This is a genomic window from Pseudomonas sp. R15(2017) (assembly GCF_002112685.1).
Classification (GTDB): Bacteria; Pseudomonadota; Gammaproteobacteria; order Pseudomonadales; family Pseudomonadaceae; genus Aquipseudomonas; species Aquipseudomonas glycinae.
Genome location: NZ_NEII01000002.1, coordinates 25,461 through 47,951, shown reverse-complemented (window position 1 = coordinate 47,951; position 22,491 = coordinate 25,461). Strand labels below are relative to the sequence as shown.

Genomic DNA, 22,491 nt, shown 5'->3' with positions numbered 1-22,491 from the left:
AATTGTAAAGGAACGACGATGCCTCCCCTCCGCCCGATTGCTCTTTTGGTTACCGCCAGCCTCATGGCAGGTTGTGCGGTGGGCCCGGATTACCATCGTCCAGACGCCCCGCTTTCAGATCATTACCTGGGGCAGTCTGCTGTCGAACCGCGATCAGGATCGACACCGGACAGCCTTGCCGCCTGGTGGGAAAGCTTTAACGATCCGCTACTGAGCAACCTCATCGACCAGGCCTTGCAGCAGAATCTGGATCTTGCACAGGCATCAGCGCGCGTCACCCAGGCCAGGGCCGGCCTGGGGGCCGCCAATGCAGCACTGCTGCCCTCGGCGAATATCAGCGCACAGGCGGCACGCGCTTATCAGTCCGTAGAGACACCACTGGGCCAAGTCTTGAATTCAACACCCGGCTATGACCGTTACGGCAATGCCTACGAGGCCAATCTTGAGGCGGGCTGGGAAGTCGATGTCTTCGGCGGACTGCGCCGCGGGCGTGAGGCGGCACTGGCTGAGTATCAGGCCTCAGCAGCCGGTTTCACGGCGACGAGGTTGGCGATCGCTGCGCAAACGGCCGATATCTACATCACCCTGCGCGGATTACAGGCGCGGCTGGACATCGCCAACCGGCAAGTCGACACCCGCCGCGCATTGCTGGAGAAGGTTCAGTTGCTTTACGGCAAGGGGCTGGCCGCGGAGTATCAGGTGCGCCAGGCCGAGGGTGAATTGTCGCAAGTCCAGGCGAGCGTTCCGGTACTGCAAAGTGGTCTGGAGGCGGCCATGAATGCGATGGACGTGCTGCTCGGCACGCCTCCCGGCACTCACCGCACACAACTGGCACCTGAGGGCGAGATTCCCGATGTGCCGTCGCTGACTGCGCTGGGCACACCGGCAGATCTGCTGCGGCGCAGACCGGATCTGATCGTGGCCGAACGCCGCCTTGCGGCCTCCAACGCGCGTATCGGCGAAGCGATTGCCGAGTACTACCCGAAATTTTCCCTCAGCGCCTTGCTCGGCAGCGCGACTGCCGTCTCCGGCGGCAATCTTTTCACCAGCGGCGCGAGCCAGTCGAGCGCTGTACTGGGTCTGCGCTGGCGGCTTTTCGACTTCGGACGCATCAACGCCCGGATCGATCAGGCCAAAGGCCAGGAATCTGAAGCATTGGCCGCCTATCGCCAGTCGGTACTGCGCGCCACCGAAGATGTAGAGAACGCGCTGTCCTCACTGGTGAATCGGCAAACTCAGACCACCACCCTTACCGGCGGCGAAGCGGCGCTGACTCAAGCTCGCCAGTCCTCGTTCACCGCCTATGAAAAAGGCACCGCCAGCCTGATCGATGTCCTGCACGCCGACGAAACACTGTTGCAGGCCTCCGACGCCAGAGCGCAAGCGCGGACCGAATCGGCCCGTGCGGCGGTGGCGGTATTCAAGTCGCTCGGTGGAGGATGGCAACCCGTTGAGCCGGGTTCTGTAGCGGCGCGCTGAGCAGCAACCTCAGATCGCTTCAAGAGTCGGGAGACTCGCGCACTCCCGACCCGCATTTGGCTTGATAGCGCTCAACTAGAAGCGATAACTGACCGACGTACCGAACCCGCTGGCACTGTTCTTGTACCTGGCACGGTAGGCCCCCCTCGCTGCCGAGGTGTCGTTGACCTCGACGCTTTCCTCCCAAAGATAGGAATACGCGAGATCGATCGTGACATTGTCCACGGGTGTCCAGCCGGCGCCGAAGCTGACAACCTTACGGTCGCCCGTCGGAATGCGCGGCCCCCGATTGGTGTTGTTGGCGGGTGACTGATCGACCGAAAACCCGCCACGCAGCACCCATTGGTTATTCAATCGATAGGCCGCACCGATCGCGTGAGCCCAGGTGTCATGCCAGTTCTGCTCTTCGCTGATCGTCCCCAATTGGCCGCTCAGCAACGGCGGCAAGCCGCTGTTCTCAATGGTCAGTTCCTTGAAGCGGCTCCAGCGTGTCCAGGTGCTGCCCACATAGAGCGTCCAGTCGTTGTTGAATTGATGCGTCAGCGAAAAGTCCACCGACTCCGGCGTGTCCACATCCAGCGATGCGTCATAGCTACGGCCGCTGACGCCCAGCACGCTGAAGATGCCATCGGTGACCTTGGTTTTGGCGTCCAGGTGGTAACTGACTTTGGAGTGATACGTCAGGCCCAGGCGGGTCTGATCGGTCGCCTGCACCAGCACGCCAATATTGAAGCCCAGTGCGGTGTCATCGCCGGTGCTTTTGAGTTTGCCGTCGTTGCGCCCGGGGCTGAGTGGGTTGGGCACCATACCCGATATCTCTCCGCCGATACGATTGATGGTCGGCCCGAATCCGATCGACACCTTTTCGTTAAAGGCGTAGCTGATGGTCGGCTGAAAGGTCAGCGTGGTGACTTCACTCTTGTTGGCGTAATAGCGGCCGGCAAAACCACTGCCGTAGTCGGTGATCAGCCCGAAAGGCACATAAAACCCGACGCCGAATGCCCATTGCTCATCGATCGGTTTCACGTAATACCCCATCGGTACCGTGGTGGCGGGCACCATGTCGCCGTCTTCCTTCCCCCCAAACGTACTGCGTGTCTGGCTGATGTCCGATTTGGCGAACAGCGTCGCCGCCCCCACGCTCACCTGCTCTCGTTTAAGCCGCGCCATGCCTGCCGGGTTACCGTAGATCGTACTGGCGTCTTCGGCGGATGAAGATCGCCCGGCAAACCCGGACCCCATCCCGCTGATGCTTTGTTCGTTGAGGGCAAAACCACCGGCCAACACATTGGAGGACACCAGCGCGACCGCCAGGCCGACGGGATTCTTGAGCATTATTTTTTTCATTATCTGGACTCTATGGGATCACTGAAAAACAACATCGAGAACGACAGCGAAGCCATACTATCCAAGTGACCATTTCAGTCAATGGTCACATTAAGCAAAAATCAAAGCCGTACCGGCACGCATGTGCCGGTAACAGGAAACCTGGTTGGGGGATGTCGCGCTCTGGCTCAGCTCACCTGAACAGGTGATCGGGGTTGGGTCAGGGCATCAGGCTACGCAGAATGAGGTTGGAGGTCAGCGTGGGCGCAACCTCGATAAAATCCAGATTGTGCTGCAGCAGCAACGGGTTTACGAAGGGGCGCAAGGCCAGATGAATCGCCTCGACGGTCTCGTCCAGCGGGGTCTTGCGCTCGAACTCTCCGAGCTCTCGCCCTTCACGCACGATGTCGAAGATAAAACGCTTGATCTGCTCCTCGTACATTTGGGCGCTGGGCCAGCGCTCCGCCGCGGAAAATGCCGCAATGTCGTAGAGCTTGCGGTCATTGAAGAACAGGTCCACACCCGTGGCAATCACGGTTTTCACCAGTCGGCGGAAACGCTCGGTCGGCGAAATCCCCTCTGCGTTAACAGCCTGCTCTACCGCGGCAACGATTTGGCCCAGACAATTCGAGCAGATCGCTTCGCCGATCGCCTGCTTGGAATCAAAGAACTTATAGATGTAAGCCTTGGAAAAACCGATGGCCCTGGCCAGATCGGAAACCGTGGTTTTGCCATAGCCGTATTGGCTGAAGTGTTCATTGGCTGCCGCGACAATCTGATCACGAATCTCGTGATCGACTGGGCCACGTGGGCCGGGCGAAGATAGGGATGGCTGATTCATGGGCGTAGCTTACTCACCCTGTCGAGGACTTACAAATCGTGACCAACGGAGTACATGGTCACGAAAAGCCGGCTGATCGGCTGATAACAGGCTGACGTTCAAGTCATCGCGAAGGGCGGATCGGCCCTTCTACGGTGTTTCCACTTGATCGACCGGCAGCACCGGTAATGAAGCAAACATTTCAGCGCGGCAAACGTCAAGAATTTCGTCCGCCAATGCCGAATCATCCGGGCAAGCGCGTGACAGGACAATCGCGCCGACCGCCCGCGACAGCAGGTCGATCATTTTCTTTCTCCCCTCGCCCTCTGCGGCATCCGTGCCCACAGGATATTTTTCCGCCAGGGTTTGCAGGATCTGTTCAATGCCTGCGGCAAACGTTGCCTTCACATCGTCCGACTGACGCGCCGCGTCGCCACACAGTGCGGCCATCGTGCAACCGCTGCCGCGTCCGTCGCGATGTTCTCGGTTCACGTAGACGTTGATGAAACCGGGCACGTCGAGCGCCTGGGCGCCGGTCAACGATTTGCCAAGACTGCAGGCCGAGGCTTCGGCCATCAGGTCAGCCTTCGAGCCGAAGTGCTTGTAGAAGCCTCCATGGGTGAACCCGGCAGCCGCCATGAGATCGGCCACACCGACGCCATCAAAGCCACGCTCACGGAACAGCTCTGAGGCCGTTTCAACGATGTGTTCTCGATTGGCCTGCGCCTGGGCCTTGGTCACTCTCACGTGCAATACCTCGTGTTCAGCGGGAATTCCTGCGTCCGATGATACATAGATGTTGGCCATAATCAAAACAGTTGACAGTTTAGATTTCGATCATCATCCTAATTTCACACCCCCACCGATCTCCATCAACGGGCACGGAAGAATCATCTGATGACCAAGCAGACTCTGTTCACCCCTTACACCCTGGGCAGTCTCACGCTGTCGAACCGCGTCGTTCTTGCACCGCTGACACGCAACCGCGCAGGCCAGGGCTTTGTCCCCAGCGAATACGCGGCCGCCTATTACAGCCAACGCGCCAGCGCCGGTCTGCTGATCAGTGAAGCGACGCAGATTTCCCGACAGGCTCAGGGTTATCAGGACACCCCCGGGATCTATACACAGGCGCAGATAGACGGTTGGCGCACAGTCACCGATGCCGTCCACGCCAAGGGTGGAAAAATCTTCCTGCAGCTGTGGCATGTCGGCCGCGTCTCACACGTTGACCTGCAAGAAAACGGCGCCGCACCGGTGGCCCCTTCTGCGCTGCGTGCCGCGACCAAAGTGTTCGTCAACAACCGCTTTGAAGACGTCTCCGAACCCCGCGCCCTGGAAACCAGCGAACTGCCGGGGATCGTCTCCGATTTCCGCCAGGCTGCGGCCAACGCAGTCGCCGCCGGGTTCGATGGCGTGGAAATTCACGGTGCAAACGGCTATTTGCTGGATCAATTCCTCAGGGACAACGCCAATCTGCGCACCGACGCTTACGGCGGTTCGATTGAAAACCGTGCGCGTCTGTTGCTCGAAGTGACAGCGGCGGTCGTCAATGAGATCGGCGCGGATCGCACCGGTGTGCGCCTGTCTCCCGTGTCGCCGGCCAACGGCGTGGCCAGCAGCGATCCGCAGGCGCAATTCGATTACGTCGTCGAGCAACTCGACGCCCTCGGCGTGGTTTACCTGCACGTGGTCGAAGGCGCGACCGGCGGCCCGCGCGACGTAGCCCCCTTCAATTTCGACGCCCTGCGCCAGCGCTTCAAAAACACCTATATCGCCAACAACGGCTATGACCTGGACCTGGCGACTGCGCGGCTGGCCGAAGACCAGGCCGATCTGATCGCCTTCGGTCGCCCGTTCATTGCCAACCCGGATCTGGTGGAGCGCCTCAAGCAGGGCGCGCCGCTGTCCGCGTTCAATCCCGCCACCCTCTACGGCGGCGGCGCGGCGGGCTACATCGACTACCCGACGCTGGCTGAATCGAGCGTCAGCGCAAGCTGAGCGCGTTCTGTTTCTCACCTCCTGAAAAAGAGATACCCCATGAGCACTCGCCCTACTGTTCTCATCACCGGCGCCTCCACCGGCATTGGCGCCGTCTATGCCGAACGCTTCGCCAGACGTGGCCACGATCTGGTACTGGTCGCCCGCGATCAGGCTCGCCTGGACACACTGGCAGCGCGCCTGCGCAGCGAGCACGACGTCGCCGTCGATGTCATCCCGGCAGACCTGACCCAACTCGCCGATCTGACCACCGTTGAAAGCCGCCTGCGCGACGACGCCCGTATCGGCATTCTCGTCAATAACGCCGGCGCCGCGCTGTCCGGCCACTTCGTCGACCAAAGCACCGACAGCGTCGCGCAACTGGTGGCCCTCAACACGACGGCGCTGGTACGGCTTGCCAGCGCCATCGCCCCACGCCTGGTCAAGGCCGGCGACGGCGCGATCATCAACATCGGTTCGGTGGTAGGCCTGGCGCCGGAGTTCGGCATGAGCGTCTACGGTGCGACCAAGGCCTTCGTGCTGTTCCTGTCCCAGGGCCTGAGCCTGGAACTCTCGCCTCAGGGCGTCTACGTGCAAGCCGTGCTACCCGCCGCCACCCGCACGGAAATCTGGGATCGCTCCGGCGTCGACATCAACACCCTGAGCGAAATCATGGAAGTGGGTGATCTGGTGGATGCCGCACTGGTCGGTTTTGATCGTCGCGAACCTGTGACCATCCCACCGCTGCACGAAGCCGAGCGCTGGGATGACCTGCAGGGCGCACGTCAGGGCCTGCTGGGGCAAATCCGTCAGTCTGCGGTTGCCCAGCGCTACCAGACGCCACAGTGATTTTTTGCTAGCGAGCATTCGCGCCGGATTCAATGCAGGCACAGGGCATTGCATCGAATCCTGCTGGCTTGCCGGAGTGACAATGAGTTCAATGCAGACAAATTCCCGCTCCGGTTCGCCAACGTCATTCATCGACGCGGCGAACCAGTCGATCACGGTCAACGGCATTCCCTTCGCCTACCGCGACACCGGGCCCGCAACCGGCGTGCCCCTGGTACTGTTCAATCATTGGGGCGCGGTGCTGGACAACTTCGACCCCGCGATCATCGATGGCCTGGCGCAAACCAGACGCGTCATCACCACCGACTATCGCGGCATCGGCAACTCAGGCGGCACCGCGCCACTGACGGTGGGTGAAATGGCCGACGATGCCATCCGGCTGATCAGGGCGCTGGGGCTGAAAACCGTGGATGTGCTCGGTTTTTCCCTCGGAGGTTTCGTCGCTCAGGACATTGCCCTCAAGGCGCCTGACTTGGTACGCCGGTTGATTCTGACCGGTACTGGACCGGCGGGGGGCATCGGCATCGACAAGGTCGGCACAGTGTCATGGCCATTGATCCTCAAAGGCTTGCTGACCCTGCGCGATCCCAAGTTCTACCTTTTCTTCACCTCGTCGGCCAATGGGCGACGGTCTGCCTCGCAGTATTTAAGACGCCTCAAGGCACGCAAGAACAATCGCGACAAGGGCCCGACGCCACGCGCTTTCATGCGGCAATTGAAAGCCATCACGGCGTGGGGCAGACAACCGCGGCAAGCGCTTGGGCGCTTGCGCACACCGACGCTGGTCGTCAACGGCGACAACGACATCATGGTGCCCAGCGTTAACTCGTTTGAACTGGCCAGGCTTATCCCCGACGCACAGTTGGTGATTTATGAGGATGCCGGGCACGGCGGGATTTTCCAGCATCACACCGACTTTGTGGCCAAGGCGCAGGCGTTTCTCGATGCTTGATCACGTCACGCAGCAACACCGCAACCCACCGACTACCCTCCGTACAACCAGCAAGAGCCGCACCACGATGAAAGCATTTCTGATTGATGGCTATGGCAAGAACCCCGGACGCATTGGCGAAGCGCCCGCCCCCGCAGTCGGTGCCCACGACGTGTTGATCGAGGTCCATGCGAGCAGTGTCAACGTGCTGGATTCGAAGATCAGCAAAGGCGAGTTCAAGCTGATCCTGCCCTACGCCTTTCCGTTGATATTGGGCAATGACCTGGCGGGGGTTGTGGTTGAGGTCGGCCCGCAGGTGACACGCTTCAAACCGGGAGACGAGGTATACGCTCGCCCGCCCGAAGCGCGAATCGGGACGTTCGCCCAATTGATCGCCGTGAACGAAAACGCGGTCGCCCTGAAACCAGCCAATACCGACATGGCGCAAGCCGCATCCCTGCCCTTGGTTGCACTGACCGCCTGGCAAGTACTGGTTGAAACCGCCGGGCTGCAAAAGGGCCAGAAAGTGCTGATTCACGCGGGCTCCGGCGGCGTCGGCAGCATTGCCATTCAGCTTGCCAAACACCTCGGTGCGTTTGTCGCCACAACCACCAGCACCGCCAATGTCGGATGGGTCAAGGCGCTGGGGGCCGATCTGGTGATCGACTACACACAGCAGGACTTCGAAAAAGTGCTGCAAGACTACGACGTTGTGCTGAACAGCCTCGGCGCCGACGTGCTGGAGAAGTCACTCAAGGTCCTGAAGCCCGGCGGCCAACTCATTTCCATCTCGGGCCCACCCACTGTGCAGTTCGCGCGAGAGCAAGGATTGTCCTGGCCATTGCAGCAAGTCATGCGCCTGCTGAGCCTTGGCATTCGTCGCAAAGCGCGCAAGCAGGATGTCAGCTACGCGTTCGTGTTCATGCGGGCCAATGGCGCTCAACTGCAACGCATCACGTCGCTCGTGGAGGACGGGATCATCAAACCCGTGGTCGATCGTTCCTTCCCCTTTGAATCAACGGCCGAGGCATTGAAGTACGTTGAGCAGGGACGCGCCAAAGGCAAGGTCGTTGTTTCGCTCAAATGACCAAGCCGCAGACTCATGAATCGACCGTAGAACCTGCACAGCTTTTACTGCTTGAGCGCTCATCATCCGAAGTGATTTCGCCAGAGGAGCAGCAAGCGCTTCAACCGGATGATGCGCAGGCTCAGCCGCCCGTTATCGTTTGGCGCAGTTTGATGCTTGAGCCATAAGGCGAAACCGGTTGCAGGTGATCTCGTCAGGCTGTCGCGTTCGGCTCGACAAGATGAATTTGCGTGGCATTGCGTCCGGCCAGCCAGGCCAGCACAGACGCGGCGACCAGAACAGCGGCGCTAAGCTCGAAGGTGGCTTTGTAGCCGCTCAAATCAAAGGCCAGACCGCCAATGATTGCGCCGCCGGCGATCGCGAGTTGAACGATGGCTACCAGCAAGCCGCCTCCCGCTTCAGCATCATCCGGGAGCGTCTGCGCCAGCCACGTCCACCAGCCAACCGGCGCAGCTGTGGCGACCAGTCCCCAAAGTCCGAGCAACACGGCGGTCAGCAGCGGTGATTTACCGAAGCTGACCAACGCCAGCGCGATCACCGCCATGATCAGCGGAATGGCGGTCAGCGTGCGGTAGAGGCCGCGGCCCATAAACCGTTCGATCAGAAAGGTGCCGACAAAACCTGCCAGCCCCAGGCCCAGTAGCATCAAAGACAATGTTGAAACACTGACACCGGTGACCCCTTCGAGAAATGGCCGCAGGTAAGTGAACAGCATGAACTGGCCCATGAAAAAGACGCTGACGGCGACCATGCCCAAAGCCACTGGCAATTGCCTCATCAACCGCAGAACGTTGCCGCTACCTGCCTGGCGTTCGGCCTTGAAGGACGGCAGGCTGATCAGCAGCCACACGGCGGCAAGCACCGCGACCGGAACCACACAGAAGAATGCACCGCGCCAGCCGATCAACGAGCCGAGAAAGCTGCCCGCCGGAGCGGCGATGACCGTGGCCAAGGCGTTGCCGCCATTGACGATGGCTAGCGCACGGGAAACTTGTTCAGGCTTCACCAGGCGCATTGCAGTCGCCGCCGACAGCGACCAGAAACCACCAATCGCAATCCCGATCAACGCACGTCCGAACATGAACGACGGGTAGCCCGGGGCGAGTGCGACGACCGTTCCGGAGACGATCATCAACAAGGTCAGGCAAAGCAGAAGCTTCTTGCGTTCGATGCGAGCGGCGACCGAGGCAATCAACAAGCTGGTGATCAAGGCAAAGGCACCTGACACGGAAATCCCCTGCCCGGCCTGACCTTCGGTGATGTGCAGGTCCGCCGCAATCGGCGTCAGCAGGCTGACGGGCATGAACTCGGAAGCGACCAGAGCGAACGCGGCCAACGACATGGCCAGCACGGCGCTCCAGCCGCCTGTTCTTTTAGAAGGATCTGTAGAAGGAAACGTCATGGAAACTACCTGTGGTGCGAAAAACGTGTGGGGTGTGATGCGCAGGGGCAAACAGTTTGTCGCCCGTCCGGGCACTGCCCCCTGTAACAGATAGACACATTCTCCCGGTCAATCCGGTGCTTCCCTAGCGCATTCCTCTTGAATGCTTGCCTGATCCTCTGGCGATGCAGGGTGATGGATAGGAAACGTCTCGCGCGCGCATTAGAGTTCGGTCAAAGGAGTGAGCCCACATGATCCCGACCCCTCTGCCCCAGGAATCACCTTTGGCACGGCACATCGACCCGCACGTGCGCGCACCGGGCGACTTCGCCACGTCGATACCCGGGCTCTCGCTGTTTCGTCGCGACCAGCCGGCGCCCCCCGTTGTGTGCATGATCGAGCCCAGCCTGATTCTTGTGGGCCGCGGCGAAAAGCGCCTGTGGGTGGGTGGTCAGGGTTACAGCTATGACCCGTCGCGGTTTCTGGTCACTTCACTGGATCTGCCTGCCAACTCCGAAGTGATGCTCGCCAGTCCTGAACAGCCCTGTGTCGGCCTCGTGCTGAAGCTGGATGTCAGCATGCTTGCCGAGGTCATTACCAAGAGCGGCTTGCCTGCGAAACGCCAGCCATCAACGGGTACGGGCGCTGCGATTGGCAGCCTGTCGTCTGCCCTGGAAGACGCACTCGATCGCCTGCTGGCCCTGCTCGATGAACCCGAGGCGATCCCGGTCCTGGCACCGCTGATTCTGCGGGAAATCCACTACCGGTTGCTGCACACCGACCAAGGCCCACGACTGCGGCAGATCACTGCCGTAGACGGTCAGGGTTATCGCATCGCCAAGGCCATCGACTGGCTCAAGGTCAACTACACCGATGCCCTGCGCATCGATGATCTGGCCGCGCGGGTGCAGATGAGCGCGCCGACCTTTCACCATCATTTCCGCCAGCTCACCGGCATGAGTCCGCTGCAGTACCAGAAATGGCTGCGGCTCAACGAAGCCCGCCGACTGATGCTGGTCGAGCGCCTGGACGTTTCGCGCGCGGCGTTTGCAGTCGGCTACGAAAGTCCTTCGCAGTTCAGCCGCGAATATGGCCGGCTGTTCGGCACCGCACCGAGCCGCGACATGGCCCTTTTGCGCGGGCAGCCATTCGAGGCAGCAGCGCTCGGCACAGTCGCGAATTGAACCAAAACCGGTGAAGCGCCCCGCCGCGTCTCACCGCTCATAACAATGCACGTCAACCGATGATCAAGCGGGTGAACCATGGAACTACGAATCAACCAGAAGACCTATCAGGTCGATGCCGACGCCGATACGCCCTTGCTGTGGGTGATCCGCGATGATCTGGGCATGACCGGCACCAAGTACGGCTGCGGACTGGCGCAATGCGGCGCCTGCTCGGTGCTGGTGGACGGCAATGTGGTGCGTTCCTGCGTCACGCCGGTAGCCGGTGTGGTTGGCCGGGAGGTCACCACGATTGAGGCCATCGAAGCCGATGAAGTGGGCAAACGGGTGGTCTCGACCTGGGTCGATCTGCAAGTCGCCCAGTGCGGCTACTGCCAGTCCGGGCAGGTGATGGCTGCCACCGCGCTGCTCAAGCAGAACCCCAAACCGAGTGATGCGCAGATCGAGGCGGCGATGGTCAATCTGTGCCGCTGCGGTACTTACAACGCCATTCATGCCGCCGTGCATGAGCTTGCCGGCAAGGGGGACGCGTGATGAACGTTCGTATCGACCCTTCACAACACGCTTCAATACTGGATCTGCATGAACCGATCAATGTGTCGCGCAGACGTTTTCTGACCGGTACCGCCGTCGGCGCACTGGTGCTCGGCTTCGGTCTGCCGCTCGGTGCGACACGGGTACAAGCGGCAGCGGCAGCGACGGCCGAGCGTGGCACCCAAGTCCCGGCGTTTCTCGAAATCCGCCCGGACAACCGCGTGCGTCTGCTCTGCCCGTTCATGGAAGGCGGGCAAGGCACGTTCACCGCCATGGCGCAGATCGTCGGTGAAGAGCTGGATGCCGACCCGGCGACCTTTCTGGTCGAAGCCGCGCCTCCCGGCGAAGCCTACGTGGTGATGGAAAACGGTATGCGCATCACCGGCGGCAGTATGTCGGTGCGCATGAGTTACCCGGTCATGCGCCGCCTCGGCGCCCTTGCCCGCGCCATGCTGTTGCAGGCCGGCGCGCAGCAACTGGGCGTGCCGGTGAGCGAGTTGAGCACCGAGCCGGGCAAGGTCGTGCATGCCAAGTCCGGGCGCTCGTTGGCCTACGGTGAACTGGCCGAGCGTGCGATGGATCTGCCGGTTCCCGATCCGGCCTCGGTGAAGCTGCGTGATCCGAGTCAGTTCCGCTGGATCGGCAAACCGGTGAAGCGTCTCGATGCCTACGACAAATCCACCGGCAAGGCGCTGTACAGCATCGATCTGAAAGTCGACGACATGCTGCATGCCGCCGTTCAACATGCCCCGCGCCTGGGGATGACCGTGGGCAACTTGCGCAACGAAGACCAGGTCAAGGCGATGAAAGGCGTGCATTCCGTGCACCGTCTGCCGGGCGCTGTAGCGGTGGTCGCCGAGCGCTGGTGGCACGCCAAACGTGCCGTCGAGGCGATCCAGGTTGACTGGCAAGAGCCGACGGCCGACAGCAAAGTGCGGCCGATGCCCGCCGACTTTTCCAGCGATGCCTGGTTCAAGCGCCTCGCTGAAGATAAAAGCCCCGCCAGAGATGATGAACATGAAGGCGATGTGGCTTCGATTCTCAAGGAGACCAAGACCCGGATCGACGCCACTTACCACAACCAATACCTGAACCACGGACAGCTGGAGCCGCCTTCAGCACTGGCCCGATTCAATCCGGATGGTTCGCTTGAGGTCTGGTTGCCGAATCAGGCGCCGGACATGTTCCGCGCCGATATCGCCAAACGCACCGGGCTCGATCCGTCACGCATCACCTTGCATTCGCCGCTGTTGGGCGGGTTCTTCGGTCGGCATTTCCTCTACGACTCGGCCAGTCCCTACCCTCAGGCCATCGCGCTGGCCAAAGCGGTTGGGCGCCCGGTCAAACTGATCTGGAGTCGCGAAGAAGAGTTCCTGCGTGACGTGCTTCGACCGGTGGCAGCGGTGAATTTCCGCGCCGCGCTGGACAACGACGGCTGGCCACTGGCAATCGAAGCGATCAGTGCCACCGAAGGCCCGACCGAGGCCCTCGCCGGCAAGCAAGGTGAAAAGCTCGATCCGACCGCGCTTGAAGGCTTATCGGGCAAGTCCTATGCGATCCCCAACAAGCGCATCGCACAGATTTACGTCAAAGGCCCGGCGATGCTCGGCTACTGGCGTTCGGTGGGCAATTCCCTCAACGACTTCTTCTATGAATCGTTCCTCGATGAACTGGCCGACAAGGGTGGCAAAGATCCGTTCGACTTGCGCCTGCATTTGCTGCGCGGCAACCAACGGTTGACCACCTTGCTGCAAGCGGTGGGTGAACTGTCGGGCGGCTGGAAGCGCGGCCCGTTCACTGCCGAGGACGGCAGCCGACGTGCGCGTGGGGTGGCCATGGCTTCGCCGTTCGGTACCGAGACGGCGGTGATCGCCGAGGTGTCCATCGAGAACGGCCAGGTCAAGGTGCACGACATCTGGCAGGCGATTGATCCGGGCAGCATCGTCAATCCGGCGATTGTCGAGGCTCAGGTCAATGGCGCCGTAGCGCTGGGACTGTCGCAAACGCTGATCGAGGAAGCCGTGTGGGTGGATGGCAAACCCCGGGCGCGCAACTACGACTTGTACCCGATCCTGCCGCCTGCGCGGATGGCACGGGTTCATGTGCGTGTGGTCGAGAGCGGGGAAAAAATGGGTGGCATCGGTGAACCGCCATTGCCTGCGGTCGCGCCCGCTGTCGCTAACGCGGTAGCAGCGCTGACCGGTCAGCGGGTGCGCAGCCTGCCCTTGAGCCGACACACTTTCACCTGATCAGCGCCGGAGCGTTCATGAATAACAGCCGATTCGCAAGAACCGCTGGCTGGCTGGCCGTGCCGTGCCTGGTCGCGGCAGGCCTGCTGGCCTGGTATGTCACCCGCGAGCCTGTCTCGCGCCTGGAAAACCATCAGATCGCCGTGGCCGACATCGATCCGGCGCTGGTGGCCCGTGGCGAATACGTCGCCAGGCTCAGCGATTGCGTGGCCTGTCACAGCGTGCCGGGCGGCGCGCCGTTCGCCGGAGGGCTGGAAATGGCCACGCCGCTGGGCTCAATCCATGCGACCAATATCACCCCGGACACGGAAACCGGCATCGGTCACTACAGCCTGGCGGACTTCGACCGTGCCGTGCGCCACGGCGTGGCGCCCGACAGTCGCCGTCTGTACCCGGCGATGCCCTACCCGTCCTACGCCAAGCTCAGTGATGAAGACGTACGAGCGCTGTATGCGTTTTTCATGAAAGGCGTGGCGCCAGTCAAACAGGCGAACATCCCCAGTGCGATTCCGTTTCCGCTGAACCTGCGCTGGCCGATTGCACTGTGGAACGGTGTGTTTGTCGATGCCGAACCTTATGTGACTAAACCGTTGCAGAATGAACGATGGAACCGCGGCGCTTATCTCGTTCAGGGCGCCGGGCACTGCGGCAGTTGCCATACACCGCGCGGCCTGGCGTTCAACGAGAAGGCACTGGACGAGTCCGGCAAGCCATACCTGGCCGGCGCCCTGCTCGATGGCTGGTACGCACCGAGCCTGCGCGATGACCACAACACCGGGCTGGGCCGCTGGAGCGAGCAAGAGATCGTGCAGTTCCTCAAGACCGGTCGCAACCAGCACGCGGTGGTCTACGGCTCGATGACCGAGGCGTTCAACAACTCCACGCAGTTCATGAGCGACGACGATCTGACGGCCATTGCCCACTACCTGAAGTCGCTTCCGGGAGATCGCGAACGGGATGGCGCGCCTTGGCAGTATCAAGCGGTTTCGGCAGCGCAACGTCTGGAATCGCCCGGTGCACAGACCTACGTCACGCGCTGTGCGTCGTGCCACGGTCTGGACGGCAAGGGTCAATCGCAATGGATGCCGCCGCTGGCCGGCGCGACTTCGGCACTGGCCAGGGAAAGTGCCTCGGCAATCAACATCACTCTGAATGGATCGCAACGAGTGGTGGCGGCCGGCGTGCCGGATGCCTATCGCATGCCGGCCTTCCGTGAGCAGCTGTCGGATCAGCAGATCGCCGAAGTGCTGACGTTCATGCGCAGCACTTGGGGCAACCAGGGGAGTGCCGTTGATGCGCAGACGGTGGGCAAGCTACGTGAGCACACCGATCCGGCCAGCAGCAGTCCGATCATCCTGCAGATGCGCTAGAGGAGAGATTGATAAAACATCGACTTGCGGGTCCCGCGCACGGCGCGGGACTGGCTAGCCTCCAGACTGCTCAGTGTGGACTGGCGGTCGGGCGAACCACAATCTCACTCACATCAACATCGTCAGGCTGCTCGATGGCATAGGCGAGCGCTCGCGCAATGGCGTCTGCATTGAGTGCCACACGACGGAAGGCTTTCATTTCCTCGCGTGCCACCTCATCGGAAATCGTATCGGCCAGTTCGGACTCGACCACACCCGGGCACACCACGGTCACCCGGATCTTGTCCGTTTCCTGGCGCAAGCCATCCGAGATAGCCCTGACTGCGAATTTGGTCGCGCAGTACACCGCCGCTGTCGGAGACACCGCCAGGCCACCAATGGACGAGATATTGATGACCTGCCCGAAGCCCTGCGTCTGCATGTCCGGCAAGACGGCGGCAATACCGTGCAGCACACCGCGAACGTTGACATCGAGCATCTGGTTCCATTCATCGACCTTCAACGAAGCCAGCGGAGACAAAGGCATCACCCCCGCGTTGTTGATGATCACATCGACCTTGCCATGTTGCGTCTTGGCGAATGCCACGAAGGCGTGCATCGATTGCAGATCCGTAACGTCCAGTGCGCAGGCACTTGCCGAGCCACCTTCGGCCTGGATCTCGCTGACCAGTCTGTCCAGACGCTCGGTCCGGCGGGCGCCGAGAACCACATGCGCGCCTTTGGCAGCAATCAACCTGGCCACGGCTTCGCCAATACCACTGCTTGCACCGGTAATCAGGACGACTTTGTTTTGAATGTTCGACATATCCGTAGCTCCTGCTGTCTGCATTGAAGTTCAGCACCGACCGCTGAAGACGCGTTCGTTGCTGCGGGGTACGTCGAAAAGATTAAGGGCGCGGGCCTCGTCGGCGCGTGCCGAAACCTGCGCAACTTTTGCCTATTCGTGTCTGTGTGCATCGCCTGCAAATTTGTAGCGTAGGGGCGCTCAGGCCCCACGGAACTCGCTGGGCGTTACGCCCACTTCGCGACGAAATACCTGCGAGAAATGACTGGGGCTTGAGTAGCCGACCTCCAGCCCGATGTCGATGACGCCAAGACGGGTCTCCAGCAACAGGTGCCGCGCGCGAGCCATGCGCAAGCGGATGAAGTACTGCGACGGCGAAAGCCCAGTCGCCCGCTTGAACAGGCGGCTGAAGTGGTACTCGCTCAGCTCGGCAAGGCTGGCCAGTTTGGCCAGGCTGAATTCATCGCTCAGATGCGCGCTCATCGCGTCGGTGACTTTACGCAGTTTGTAGGCTTGCAAGGCGTTGACCCGACGCCCGGGCTGGCTTTCAGCCAGATAGCTGCGCACCAGATGCACGGCCAGCGCCTGTGCCAGCGAGCGGGCGAAAAGAGCGCTGGGCGAGCGCTCCAGAAGCAGTTCGGTGCGCAATTGCTCCATGACAAACGCGACGCGCTCGTCCCGGGCCCCTGAAACATCGCGCAAACGCACAGACCCTGCGTGCTGACCCGACAGCTCTCGAGACGCTTGCTCGATCAGCGGCAGGCCGAGATAAAGATGCATGACTTCGAAGGTATCGCCTCCATGCGTCTGCCAGCGCATTTCATACGGCTCATCGGAGCTGGTAAGGAAAAAATCGCCGGCACTGACCTGCGCAGCTTCCCACTCGCCACCCAATGCGCGCTCCTCCACCCTCGCCGCCCCGGCCAGAACCAGAACGAGCAACGGCTCCACCACTGCCGGCACGAGAATGGGTTCGGTAACGCTGCGATGGGTGAACAGCTGAATCACAACATCCGTGATTTCCGGCCGCGAGGGTAACGCCTGCGGTTCGCCTGGCAGGAACTCACCCATCGACTCGCCGGTGATGCGCAAGTCTCGAGAAGATGTCGACATCGGTTCCTGGGAGGTGCGCCCGGTATTTGTCATGAACTCGTCCTTTTCAGATTTGGCTGTGCCAAGACACACAGGTCTCGGATGCTTGCCCGCACGCCGTGTCACGGTGACCGGCTCGATGATATCGGGGTTTTTCCGTGGGTTGAATCGCGCACCGAACCTCCCTCACTGACATTCAGCGCAAAACCCCGACAGCGTGGGCAATCTCACGAAAGCCGACTTCGCTTCGCTGCGAGACAGTAGGCCCGTCGCCGATGACAGCGCCTCGCCGGCGCCAACACGGCTTATCCCTACTCGATCAAAAACGCTGGAGAACATCATGACCGACTTCAAGAACGGCACCCCAAACGAAGTGGCCGGTAAAGTCGCGCTGGTCACTGGCGCGGCCAGTGGCATCGGCAAGGCCATCGCACTGCTGCTGCACGCCCGCGGCGCCCAGGTCATTGCTGAAGATATAAACCCTGAGGTGGAAGCACTGGCCCGCCCCGGCCTGGTCCCCCTGGTGGCCGACATCACTCAGGACGGCGCGGCCGAACGCGCGGTCGCCCTGGCCGTCGAGCAATTCGGTCGGCTGGACATTCTGGTCAACAACGCCGGCATCATCATCAACAAACTGGTCATCGACATGACGCGCGAAGACTGGGAACGCATTCAGGCGGTCAACGCCACGGCGGCCTTTTTGCATAGCCGGGAGGCGGTGAAAGCGATGATGCCCACCAAGTCCGGATCGATCGTCAACATCGCGTCCTACGCTTCCTATTTCGCCTTCCCCACCATTGCCGCCTACACCGCTTCCAAAGGCGCGCTGGCCCAACTGACGCGCACCCTTGCGCTTGAGGTCATTGGCCACGGCATCCGCGTCAATGCTGTCGGTGTCGGCGATGTGGTGACCAACATCCTCAACGATGTCGTCGACGATGGCCCTGCCTTTCTCGCCCAACATGGCGAAGCGGCACCGATCGGCCGCGCCGCCCAACCGGAAGAAATCGCCGAAGTGGTCGCCTTCATCGCCTCGGATCGGGCCAGCTTCATGGTCGGTTCGGTGGTCATGGCCGACGGCGGCATGACGGTCACGGCTGGCTGAGCCGCAGCACAAATGCGCCGCAGGACACGCCCGACCAACCCGAGAGGATCAGGCAAATCTGCGGCAGTTTCGTCCTAACACCGCTGCGCTCGGCTACGTAATCTGAAAGCACGCAACGGATGCACACACAGGCCACGGCAGGCCGCTCAGATGAACAACGTCAATGAGGACTGAACAATGAAAAACGCAAAACGGCTTTCCCTTTCACTGGTGATCGGCGCGATGGTGGCCTGCGCGATCAACCTTTCCTCGAGCAGCCTGTACCTGGCCGCTGACGGATCTGACCGCACGCCCGGCATGCGCGTCACTGAAGGCGGCAGTGATCGCACTCCAGGGTTCCGCGTTGCCGCTGATGGTTCGGACCGCACGCCAGGCATGCGCGTAACTGAAGGCGGCAGTGATCGCACTCCGGGTTTTCGCGTTGCCGAAAACGGCTCTGATCGCACGGCTTTGGGTCGTATCGGCTCAGTCTGAAAATCCGGGGAGAAAAGTGATGAAAGATGCCAAAAAAACCACTCAGGACCATCGTTACGCAGGCATGTGGGTCACCGCAGATGGATTCATCCGGCATGAGCTTCTGACGACTGGTCGTTACGACGAGGCCCGTGGTAAAAACAAGAGCGCCTATCAGGGCCGCTACGAACTGGTTGGTGATTACATCCAGTACTGGGACGACACCGGCTTCACCGCTGATGGCCACTTTCATGACGACGTGCTGTATCACGCCGGAATGATCCTCTATCGGCAATGAGTACTTTGATGATGTCGGGTGAATATCGTCTGCCCGGGCAGTTCCGGGCAGACGCTCATGAACACATGTGAGAGCCTTGAAATGGAACAAAGCGATGCTTTCATCCTTCAAAACACAGCCATCTACCGTGACGAACTGGTTCGCCTGCTGACTCAACGCTTTACCACACCCGGGATCTATGAGACCGCCATAGCTCCGCTGCATGTGATTCGTTTCGATGCACCTTCGGAGCTGATCCATACCGTGCACAAACCGGCACTTTGCCTGATCGTGCAAGGACAAAAGGAAATCAGCCTGGGTGACGATCATTACCTCTACGATCCGCTCAGTTATCTGGTGGTCTCGGTGACGCTCCCGGTTGCCGGGCGCGTGCTGAAGGCCAGTCCGCAAGCGCCTTATTTGTGTATCCGGTTCGATTTCGAGGCCACGGAAATTGCCCAGGTCATCGCCGACGCGCCGCCGGCGGGCGTACCGGACGAGCCGGAACTGGGCCTTTTCCTTGAAAGGGTCGATGTGCCCCTGCTGGAAACCATGCTTCGACTGGTCCGACTGCTGGACACCCCGAAAGACATCGGCATGCTGGCACCTCTGGCCCTGCGGGAGCTGTATTACCGCCTTCTACGCGGCATGCACGGCCGTCGTCTGTATGAGCTTGCCCTCGGCGACTCGCAAACACGTCGGGTTACGCGGGCAATCGATTGGTTGAACAACCACTACACCCAACCCTTGCGCATCGAAGAACTCGCCCGGGTCGCCAATTTGGGCAACTCCACATTGCATCATCGTTTCAAGGCAGTGACCGCCATGAGTCCGCTGCAGTATCAGAAACAACTGCGCCTGCAGGAAGCCCGCCGGCTGTTGCTCGGCGAAGGGCTGGATGTGGCGAGCGCCTGTTATCGAGTGGGCTACGAAAGCCCGTCGCAATTCAGCCGGGAATACAGTCGCCAGTTTGGCTGCCCACCTTCCAAAGATGCCAGCCGCACGCGTCGCACGGGGTAAACCCCGCACGTTGACGCAGACGCCGGGAACGGTTTCCGCCGGGATCGAGAAAAAGGCAGGCAGACCCAAGCCTGCCCCTGTGCGCAATGCACAGCGATGGCTGTAAGCGGTCAATGCGTATCGCCTGACGTGATACGCGACAGGAACCAGTGGCCTGGCTCAGGCTACAGAGCGATACAAAAACGCCGCCGCACGACACATCCCGGGTACATGCCAATGCAAAAGTGTGGGCCATCGGAACCTTCGCTGTCCGACCTCACCCATCACTCAGGCAGGTATTTCCATGATCAATCAAATCGACACCGTGCTGTACACCGGCAAGACCCGCACCACCGGCGGGCGCGATGGCGCATCGCGCAGTTCGGACGGCAACCTGGACATCAAGCTCTCGCCACCCGGTTCAAATGGCAGCGGCACCAATCCGGAACAGCTGTTGGCAGCCGGCTGGTCGGCCTGCTTCATCGGCGCCATGGGCAAGGCAGCTGCGGCACAGAAGATCAGGCTTCCAGCGGATGTGGCGGTCGAAACCGAAATCGATCTGGGCAAGACCGGTGATGCGTTCTTCCTTCAGGCACGCTTGAGTGTCAGCCTGCCGGGGCTGGAGCCTTCGGTTGCCCAGGCGCTGGTGGACGCGGCGCATCAGACCTGTCCTTACTCAAAGGCCACTCGCGGCAACATCGACGTCACCCTGCGGCTGATCTGAATCAGCCCTGTTTGATCCTGCAAACCGCCCGATGCACGGCTTCGGGCGGTTTTTTTTACAGGGTTGAGCGATGCCGTTCCTCCGGTTCAAACAACCAGAGGTGCGAACGGTCATTGAACGATTTACGCGAACGAGTTCCGCGTCGATCAGGAAAACCGCGCGGTGCAGGTGTTCGTACCAAACTGCCCGCAGGCTTCCTGCTATGAAGCCTCCGGCGAGATCCGCAGCGAGGGTATCGACTTCGAACTGCAAGGCGCGCTCACCGACAACTGGCAGATCGGCGGCGGCTACACCTACGCCCGTACGCACACCATCAAGGATGAGGCGAATCCGCAGAACGTGAACAAGCAGTTCGACACCGACACACCGGAACACCTGTTCAAGCTCACCACCCGCTACAACTTCCAGGGCCCACTGGAAAAACTGCGTGTGGGCGGCAACATCTCCTGGCAGAGCCGCATGTACAACGACATCGAACTGCTCGATGGCAGCAACTACCGCCTCAAGCAAGGCGCGTACGCCGTGACCGACCTGATGGCCGGCTACCGGCTCAATGACAACCTCGACCTGCAACTCAATGCCAACAACATCTTCGACCGCAAGTACTACTCCACCATCGCCAACTCCGTCAGCTACGGCGGCGACAGCTATGGCACGCCGCGCAACATGATGCTGACGGCCAAGTACACCTTCTGACTTGTCCAGGCGCAGGGACGCGCCACCCCGCCAACGTGCCCCCCCTTCATGCCCTGCATACCAAAGCGTTAATTTCAAAAACCCATGTCTGGTGGTCAGTCGTACCCCTTTGCCCAAAGATTGCCTTCGGCCAGGGCTGCAGCCTTGCGCCGCCTGTGCAACTTCTTTAACTCAATGGGTGTTCAAAATGACTGACGAGAAAAACGGAACCACCCGTCGTGGCTTGATCACGACGGGTGCCATGGCCGCTACCCTGGCGGTGGCATTGCCGGCGCTGGCTACGCAGCAGACACCGGCATCCGCGTCAGGGGGCAGCAAAAGCGCCGGTAACGGCAGCGATTCGGGAATGTTCACCGTCAAGGATGGCACGCAGATTTTCTACAAGGACTGGGGCCACGGCCAGCCGATCGTTTTCCACCACGGCTGGCCCCTTTCGAGTGATGACTGGGACACGCAAATGCTGTTCTTCCTCAACAAGGGCTTTCGCGTCATCGCCCATGATCGACGTGGCCATGGTCGCTCCTCGCAAACGGCCATGGGCAACGCAATGGACACCTACGCCGCCGACGTTGCCGAGTTGATGGCGCACCTGAACATCCGCAACGCCGTGCACATCGGCCACTCCACCGGCGGCGGTGAAGTGGCGCGCTACGTGGCGCGGCATGGTCGCGGCCGGGTGGCCAAGGCCGTGCTGATCGGCGCTGTAGCGCCCATCATGCTGCGCACCGCAAAAAATCCCGGAGGCCTGCCGATGGAGGTGTTTGACGGGTTGCGCAAGGCACTCGCGCAGAATCGCAGCCAGTTTTATCGTGACTTCCCGAGCGGACCGTTCTACGGCTTCAATCGCCCAGGTGCGAAAGTGTCTGAAGCGATCGTCGAAAACTGGTGGCGCCAGGGCATGAACGGCGGGATCAAGGCGCAGTACGACTGCATCAGCGCGTTCTCCGAAACCGACTTCACCGATGACCTGAAAAACATCGATGTGCCGACCCTGGTGCTGCACGGTGAAGATGACCAGATCGTGCCGATCACCAATTCGGCTCACCTCTCAATCAAATTGCTCAAGCACGGTACGCTGAAAACCTACCCCGGCCAGCCCCATGGCATGTGCACCACCCACGGCGACACCATCAACGCGGACCTGCTGGCGTTTATCAATGCATGAGGTTCCAGG

21 protein-coding genes and 1 pseudogene are annotated in these 22,491 nt (G+C 61.0%); 16 read left to right on the top strand and 6 right to left on the bottom strand.

Annotated features, from left to right (window positions below; translation table 11 throughout):
- Positions 1–18 precede the first annotated feature (18 nt).
- Entirely contained in the window at positions 19–1,479 is a 1,461-nt protein-coding gene (locus CAF77_RS03845; RefSeq protein WP_064381851.1) for an efflux transporter outer membrane subunit, read from the top strand.
- Positions 1,480–1,554: 75 nt separating this feature from the next.
- Here CAF77_RS03845 and CAF77_RS03840 read toward each other — a convergent pair whose 3' ends face one another.
- The 3 genes from CAF77_RS03840 to CAF77_RS03830 all read right to left on the bottom strand — a co-directional run bounded on the left by CAF77_RS03840 (position 1,555) and on the right by CAF77_RS03830 (position 4,372).
- The gene (locus CAF77_RS03840) at positions 1,555–2,826 is read right to left on the bottom strand and encodes an OmpP1/FadL family transporter (protein WP_064381852.1); all 1,272 of its coding nucleotides are present in this window, start codon (positions 2,824–2,826) and stop codon (positions 1,555–1,557) included.
- A 199-nt stretch (positions 2,827–3,025) separates the two neighbouring features.
- Positions 3,026–3,646 (bottom strand): TetR/AcrR family transcriptional regulator, encoded by a 621-nt coding sequence (locus CAF77_RS03835; RefSeq protein WP_064381853.1) that lies wholly within the window; start codon positions 3,644–3,646, stop codon positions 3,026–3,028.
- 129 nt (positions 3,647–3,775) lie between these two features.
- Positions 3,776–4,372: a TetR/AcrR family transcriptional regulator gene (locus CAF77_RS03830; RefSeq protein ID WP_170928926.1), complete on the bottom strand. Its 597-nt coding sequence runs from the start codon at positions 4,370–4,372 to the stop codon at positions 3,776–3,778.
- A 150-nt stretch (positions 4,373–4,522) separates the two neighbouring features.
- On the opposite strand from CAF77_RS03830, the gene CAF77_RS03825 reads away from it, so the two are divergent.
- From CAF77_RS03825 to CAF77_RS03810, 4 genes are all read left to right on the top strand, one after another.
- A complete protein-coding gene (locus tag CAF77_RS03825) occupies positions 4,523–5,623 on the top strand; it encodes an alkene reductase (RefSeq protein ID WP_064381855.1) in 1,101 nt (366 codons plus the stop codon).
- Positions 5,624–5,662: 39 nt separating this feature from the next.
- Positions 5,663–6,451, top strand: coding sequence for an SDR family oxidoreductase (locus tag CAF77_RS03820; protein WP_064381856.1), 789 nt, complete (start codon positions 5,663–5,665; stop codon positions 6,449–6,451).
- 82 nt (positions 6,452–6,533) lie between these two features.
- On the top strand, positions 6,534–7,403 hold the full coding sequence (locus CAF77_RS03815) for an alpha/beta fold hydrolase (RefSeq protein ID WP_064381857.1): 870 nt from the start codon (positions 6,534–6,536) through the stop codon (positions 7,401–7,403).
- A gap of 67 nt (positions 7,404–7,470) precedes the next feature.
- A complete protein-coding gene (locus CAF77_RS03810) occupies positions 7,471–8,469 on the top strand; it encodes an NADP-dependent oxidoreductase (protein ID WP_064381858.1) in 999 nt (332 codons plus the stop codon).
- A 193-nt stretch (positions 8,470–8,662) separates the two neighbouring features.
- Here the strand turns inward: CAF77_RS03810 and CAF77_RS03805 are convergent, their stop codons facing one another.
- A complete protein-coding gene (locus CAF77_RS03805; protein WP_064381859.1) occupies positions 8,663–9,871 on the bottom strand; it encodes an MFS transporter in 1,209 nt (402 codons plus the stop codon).
- Positions 9,872–10,101: 230 nt separating this feature from the next.
- Here CAF77_RS03805 and CAF77_RS03800 point away from each other — a divergent pair, with 230 nt between their 5' ends.
- From CAF77_RS03800 to CAF77_RS03785, 4 genes are all read left to right on the top strand, one after another.
- Positions 10,102–11,034 (top strand): AraC family transcriptional regulator, encoded by a 933-nt coding sequence (locus CAF77_RS03800; RefSeq protein WP_064381860.1) that lies wholly within the window; start codon positions 10,102–10,104, stop codon positions 11,032–11,034.
- Between the two features lie 78 nt (positions 11,035–11,112).
- Positions 11,113–11,568, top strand: a complete 456-nt coding sequence (locus tag CAF77_RS03795; RefSeq protein WP_011333895.1) for a (2Fe-2S)-binding protein — start codon at positions 11,113–11,115, stop codon at positions 11,566–11,568.
- Positions 11,568–13,817: a molybdopterin cofactor-binding domain-containing protein gene (locus CAF77_RS03790; RefSeq protein WP_064381861.1), complete on the top strand. Its 2,250-nt coding sequence runs from the start codon at positions 11,568–11,570 to the stop codon at positions 13,815–13,817. The genes CAF77_RS03795 and CAF77_RS03790 overlap by 1 nt, the downstream gene beginning before the upstream one ends.
- A 17-nt stretch (positions 13,818–13,834) precedes the next feature.
- Complete coding sequence (locus CAF77_RS03785; RefSeq protein WP_064381862.1) at positions 13,835–15,187, top strand: cytochrome c; 1,353 nt, start codon at positions 13,835–13,837, stop codon at positions 15,185–15,187.
- Between the two features lie 70 nt (positions 15,188–15,257).
- On the opposite strand, the gene CAF77_RS03780 is transcribed toward CAF77_RS03785, so the two are convergent.
- Positions 15,258–15,992: an SDR family oxidoreductase gene (locus tag CAF77_RS03780; protein WP_064381863.1), complete on the bottom strand. Its 735-nt coding sequence runs from the start codon at positions 15,990–15,992 to the stop codon at positions 15,258–15,260.
- A 180-nt stretch (positions 15,993–16,172) separates the two neighbouring features.
- Positions 16,173–17,117 carry an AraC family transcriptional regulator gene (locus tag CAF77_RS03775; protein ID WP_064381864.1) on the bottom strand — a complete coding sequence of 315 codons (945 nt, stop codon included), beginning with the start codon at positions 17,115–17,117 and terminating at the stop codon, positions 16,173–16,175.
- A 286-nt stretch (positions 17,118–17,403) separates the two neighbouring features.
- Between CAF77_RS03775 and CAF77_RS03770 the strand changes: the two genes are divergently transcribed.
- From CAF77_RS03770 to CAF77_RS03740, 7 genes and pseudogenes are all read left to right on the top strand, one after another.
- Positions 17,404–18,168 (top strand): SDR family NAD(P)-dependent oxidoreductase, encoded by a 765-nt coding sequence (locus CAF77_RS03770; RefSeq protein WP_085654057.1) that lies wholly within the window; start codon positions 17,404–17,406, stop codon positions 18,166–18,168.
- Between the two features lie 177 nt (positions 18,169–18,345).
- Complete coding sequence (locus tag CAF77_RS03765) at positions 18,346–18,642, top strand: hypothetical protein (RefSeq protein WP_085654056.1); 297 nt, start codon at positions 18,346–18,348, stop codon at positions 18,640–18,642.
- Positions 18,643–18,661: 19 nt separating this feature from the next.
- Complete coding sequence (locus tag CAF77_RS03760) at positions 18,662–18,919, top strand: Atu4866 domain-containing protein (RefSeq protein WP_039773158.1); 258 nt, start codon at positions 18,662–18,664, stop codon at positions 18,917–18,919.
- 81 nt (positions 18,920–19,000) lie between these two features.
- Positions 19,001–19,918, top strand: a complete 918-nt coding sequence (locus tag CAF77_RS03755; RefSeq protein ID WP_064381866.1) for an AraC family transcriptional regulator — start codon at positions 19,001–19,003, stop codon at positions 19,916–19,918.
- Between the two features lie 283 nt (positions 19,919–20,201).
- Complete coding sequence (locus CAF77_RS03750) at positions 20,202–20,621, top strand: organic hydroperoxide resistance protein (RefSeq protein ID WP_064381867.1); 420 nt, start codon at positions 20,202–20,204, stop codon at positions 20,619–20,621.
- Positions 20,622–20,756: 135 nt separating this feature from the next.
- Positions 20,757–21,317 (top strand): annotated as a pseudogene (locus CAF77_RS03745) (TonB-dependent siderophore receptor); the annotation flags it as partial.
- A gap of 346 nt (positions 21,318–21,663) precedes the next feature.
- Positions 21,664–22,482, top strand: coding sequence for an alpha/beta fold hydrolase (locus tag CAF77_RS03740; RefSeq protein WP_199913023.1), 819 nt, complete (start codon positions 21,664–21,666; stop codon positions 22,480–22,482).
- Positions 22,483–22,491: the final 9 nt, after the last annotated feature.